This is a genomic window from Blautia sp. ZXY-1-C6 (genome assembly GCF_056339875.1).
Genome location: NZ_JBWJVQ010000108.1, coordinates 1 through 4408, shown reverse-complemented (window position 1 = coordinate 4408; position 4408 = coordinate 1). Strand labels below are relative to the sequence as shown.

The window sequence follows — 4408 nt, the reverse complement described above, 5'->3', positions numbered from 1 at the left end:
CGGAAGACGTTTTATACGGTCACCGTTTACTTTTACATAAGGAATCTCTGTCTCAATTCTGTGGATCAGATGATCTCTGATAGCGATTTCTTTGTCAGTACGTTCTTTCATGGATGCATTTGCACGTGCTGCTGCTGCACCGTATCCAACGATTCCCGGCACATTCTCTGTACCTGCACGGCGTTTACGTTCCTGTGCACCGCCATGTACAAAGGAACGGATTTTTACACCCTTACGAATGTAGAGGAAACCGATTCCTTTTGGTCCATTGATCTTATGTCCGCTGGAGCTTAACATATCAATATTGCATTCATCCACATTGATCGGAACCTGACAGAATGCCTGAACAGCATCTGTGTGGAAAAGCACTCCATGCTCTTTTGCGATACGTCCGATTTCCTTGATCGGCTGGATAGAACCAATCTCGTTGTTTGCAAACATTACAGAAATCAGGATTGTTTCCGGTGTGATTGCTTTCTCAAGTTCATCCAGTTTTACAATACCGTTCTCGTCTACATCTACATATGTGATCTTTGCGCCGCGTTTCTCCAAATATTCACAGGTATGGAGAATTGCATGATGCTCGATCTTTGTTGTGATGATGTGGTTTCCTTTTGCTTTATATGCCTCAAAGGTAGCCTTCAGAGCCCAGTTATCAGACTCGGAACCACCTGCTGTGAAATAAATTTCTTCTTTCTTTGCTCCAAGAACTTCTGCGATCTGCTCTCTTCCTTTGGTGATTGCCTCTTTGCTCTTGCCTGCAAAATCATAAATACTGGACGGGTTGCCATAATATTCTGAAAAATATGGCAGCATTGCCTGGACAACCTCCGGTGCTGTTTTAGTTGTTGCTGCATTGTCCAGATAAATCATTTTTCCCATTTTCTTGTCCTCCTGTTTTATTTAAGTATGTCCGGTACATTTTCTTCCATGCCCTGACTTTCCATTTTTTCTTCATGTACTCTTCTGCTTTCCTCTATCAGCTGACCAAGCATCAGGGTATCGACAGCGCTTGTAATACTGTCATTGATTCTCTTCCAGACGAGCTTTGCCACACATACATCACTGCCATGGCAGGTTCCGTCATTCTCAATCCCGGGACAGGCTGCTGCTTCCAGGCTGCCTTCCAGCACACGCAGGACTTCACCGACCGAGATCTCATCTGCCGGCTTGCCAAGCTGGTATCCGCCGTAAGCCCCTCTGCTGCTCTTTACAAGACCGGCCTTCTTAAGCATGGCCATAAGCTGTTCGAGGTAGCTTGTGGAAATATCCTGTCTCTCCGCAATACTCTGTAAAGATATCGCTTCATTCGCACTGTGCAAACCAAGATCTATCAATGCTTTCAAGCCATAACGGGCTCTTGTTGAGAGTTTCATTTTCTCACCTCGTTTTTTAATTCCCAGTGTTTCCCTCGGATTTCATGATTACTTTACCAGAAACAAACCGTTCTGTCAAGGCTGTTTTGTTCATATATTGCTGTAAAGGCGTTTCGGCAGGTTACTGTTTTTTAGTCAAGCGGATATTCGCACCTGCTGCGCATGAAAAGGTCTGGATTTTTCATTATGTCAAAAAAACTTTTTATCAAAGGAACTTTACTTCTTACATTTGCCGGTTTGTTAAGCAGACTTATGGGGTTCTTTTACAGAATATTCCTGTCACACACTATTGGTGCACATGGGCTTGGTATCTTTCAGCTTATACTTCCACTGCAGATTCTGATCATGTCCATCTGCGCTTCCGGTATCCAGACTGCAATCTCCCGCCTCACTGCCGCAGAAAAAATTTCCAAAAATCCCAGTCGTCATATCTCAGATTATTTTGTCGTGGGAACTGTATTTTCTGTTGTTTTCTCCCTGGTATTCTCCTGGTTTCTTTACAGCTATGCGGATTTCTGGGCAGTACAGATTCTGAAAGAGTCACAGACCTCCGGTCTGATACGGATTCTTTCTCTGAGTATTCCGTTGAGTACACTTCATACCTGTATCAGCAGCTATTATTTGGGAAGAAAACAGGCCGGATTTCCCGCAGGAGTCCAGCTTCTGGAACAGCTTTTCCGCACAGGCGGATGCTATATTCTTTATCTGATTTGTGCATCGCAAGGGCGAAACATCACTCCGGCAATTGCAGTCGGCGGAAATCTTATCGGGGAAATAGCCTCATCTTTTATTTCTCTTTTCGCAGTCAGTATGCATTTTAAGGTAACACATTATAATATCCGGAATATCAGAAGACCGCTTTCTGTTCTCAGAAAATTGCTCCATATTTCCGTTCCTCTTACCATGAATAAAATACTGCTCACCCTTCTGGGAAGTATTGAAGTGATTCTTATACCTGCAAGGCTGCAAATGTCAGGACTTACTCCCAAAGATTCCCTGAGTGTTTACGGAATCTTTACAGGGATGGCACTTCCGCTTATTCTTTTCCCCGCTACGCTTACAAACTCGGCTGCGGCCATGCTGATTCCCTCCATTACCCAGCTGCAGACTCTGGGGTATCAAAAGCGAATCCAATATGTGATCGGCAAGATTTTCCGATACTGTCTGCTGCTAGGCGGATCCTGCTTGGTTTTTTTTCTGTTTCTTGGAGAATTTCTTGGAAATTTTCTGTTTCACAGTCAGACAGCCGGAATCTATATCCATACCATGTCCTATATCTGTCCTTTTCTGTACCTGAACACCACTCTCACCAGCGTACTCAACGGCCTTGGAAAATCCGGCATCTGCCTGCTGCACAGTGTGATCAGCGTCTGCATCCGGATCAGTTTCGTGCTGTTTGCAATCCCTGTTCTGGGAATCCGGGGATATCTGTACGGGATCCTCTGCAGCGAACTGGCGCTCAGCATCCTGCACAGTTTACAAATACTGCAAAACAACTATAGCAATCCCCGTAAATAATGCATATTGATTAAGAGACTTGATAGTTACTATTCACACTCCACTATCCCGCGAGGTGTTTTGGCATGGATATGCCAAAATTCCATTGCCGCAGGTAATCTGGAATGAATTTTGGCTACGTTACTGAGAACGAAGTGAACAGTAACGCTTGATATGATCGCAGAAAGTCATCCGAAAATATTTTGGCTATCGACATTCAGATAGGAATGGTTTATAATAAATTCCGAAAAAAGCAAGACAAATAGACACAAAGGAGATATTACTATGGGATTCGATTTTATCAAAAAATTACCAACCCCTGAAGAAATCCGTAATCAGTATCCCATTGATGCTGAAATTCAGGCTGTTAAAGATGCAAGAGATAAAGAACTGCGTGATGTTTTTACCGGAAAGTCTGATAAATTCCTCGCAATCATCGGTCCTTGTTCAGCAGATAATGAAGATGCTGTTCTGGACTATCTTACCAGATTACGCAATGTTCAGGAGAAAATAGCTGACAAGGTTCTGATTGTTCCACGTGTTTATACAAACAAACCAAGAACAACAGGAGAAGGCTATAAAGGTATGGTTCACCAGCCGGATCCCGAGAAACAGCCAAATCTTCTTGCAGGGCTTGTAGCAATCCGTAAAATGCATATCCATGCAATCCGGACCAGTGGTATGACCTGTGCAGATGAGATGCTTTATCCGGAAAATTACCGTTACCTTTCTGACCTGCTTTCTTATGTGGCAGTAGGTGCACGTTCTGTGGAAGACCAGCAGCATCGTCTTACCGTCAGTGGCATGGAAGTTCCTGCAGGTATGAAAAATCCAACCAGCGGCGATCTTGCAGTCATGCTCAATTCCGTTGTAGCAGCTCAGGGCGGACATCGTTTTATCTACAGAAGCTGGGAAGTAGAAACAACAGGTAATGAACTGGCTCATACAATTCTCCGCGGTGCCGTAAATAAACATGGGGAGGCAATCCCGAACTATCATTACGAGGATCTTCGTCTTCTCTGGGAGAAATATCAGGAGAAAAACCTTAAAAATCCGGCTGTTATTGTTGATACCAACCACTCTAATTCTAATAAACAATATGACCAGCAGGTTCGTATTGCAAAAGAGGTTCTCCACAGCCGCCAGGTAGACCCGGAACTTCATACTCTGGTAAAAGGGCTTATGATCGAGAGTTATATTGAACCGGGAAATCAGAAGATCGGATGTGATCATATTTACGGAAAATCTATTACCGATCCATGTCTTGGATGGGAAGAATCCGAACGTCTTCTGTATACAATTGCTGAGATGTGTTGATCCGTTATTGTTTATAAACAACATTCCATACTCTCTGATCAGATGGATCGCTGTAATTACATTATCTGTAAATAGCACATATTATGACATTACAGAAAAAAACTATTCAGCCACCCACTGCTTATTGCTCTTCGCAATTAAAGCAGGGGACTTTACTTGATTCAGTTAAAAAAGCTTCTATAAACTGTTCAAAACAGACTATAGAAGCTTTTTCATTT

Annotated in this window: 4 protein-coding genes; 2 read left to right on the top strand and 2 right to left on the bottom strand. The window is 43.2% G+C overall.

What is annotated here, in order from left to right; translation table 11 throughout:
• Together AC075J_RS04005 and AC075J_RS04000 are read right to left on the bottom strand one after the other, a co-directional pair.
• On the bottom strand, positions 1 to 882 hold an 882-nt coding region (locus tag AC075J_RS04005; RefSeq protein WP_476390042.1), incomplete at its 3' end, for a cysteine desulfurase family protein.
• 17 nt (positions 883 to 899) lie between these two features.
• Entirely contained in the window at positions 900 to 1376 is a 477-nt protein-coding gene (locus AC075J_RS04000; RefSeq protein ID WP_022381064.1) for an RrF2 family transcriptional regulator, read from the bottom strand.
• A gap of 186 nt (positions 1377 to 1562) precedes the next feature.
• On the opposite strand from AC075J_RS04000, the gene AC075J_RS03995 reads away from it, so the two are divergent.
• Together AC075J_RS03995 and AC075J_RS03990 are read left to right on the top strand one after the other, a co-directional pair.
• Positions 1563 to 2894, top strand: coding sequence for an oligosaccharide flippase family protein (locus AC075J_RS03995; RefSeq protein WP_476390041.1), 1332 nt, complete (start codon positions 1563 to 1565; stop codon positions 2892 to 2894).
• A gap of 264 nt (positions 2895 to 3158) precedes the next feature.
• The gene (locus AC075J_RS03990) at positions 3159 to 4190 is read left to right on the top strand and encodes a 3-deoxy-7-phosphoheptulonate synthase (protein ID WP_025577295.1); all 1032 of its coding nucleotides are present in this window, start codon (positions 3159 to 3161) and stop codon (positions 4188 to 4190) included.
• Positions 4191 to 4408 lie beyond the last annotated feature (218 nt).

Excerpts from the sequence above, each read along its gene's own strand:
- AC075J_RS04000 (WP_022381064.1), bottom strand. The coding sequence starts at position 1,376 with ATGAAACTCTCAACAAGAGCCCGTTATGGCTTGAAAGCATTGATAGAT.
- AC075J_RS03995 (WP_476390041.1), top strand. The coding sequence starts at position 1,563 with ATGTCAAAAAAACTTTTTATCAAAGGAACTTTACTTCTTACATTTGCC.
- AC075J_RS03990 (WP_025577295.1), top strand. The coding sequence starts at position 3,159 with ATGGGATTCGATTTTATCAAAAAATTACCAACCCCTGAAGAAATCCGT.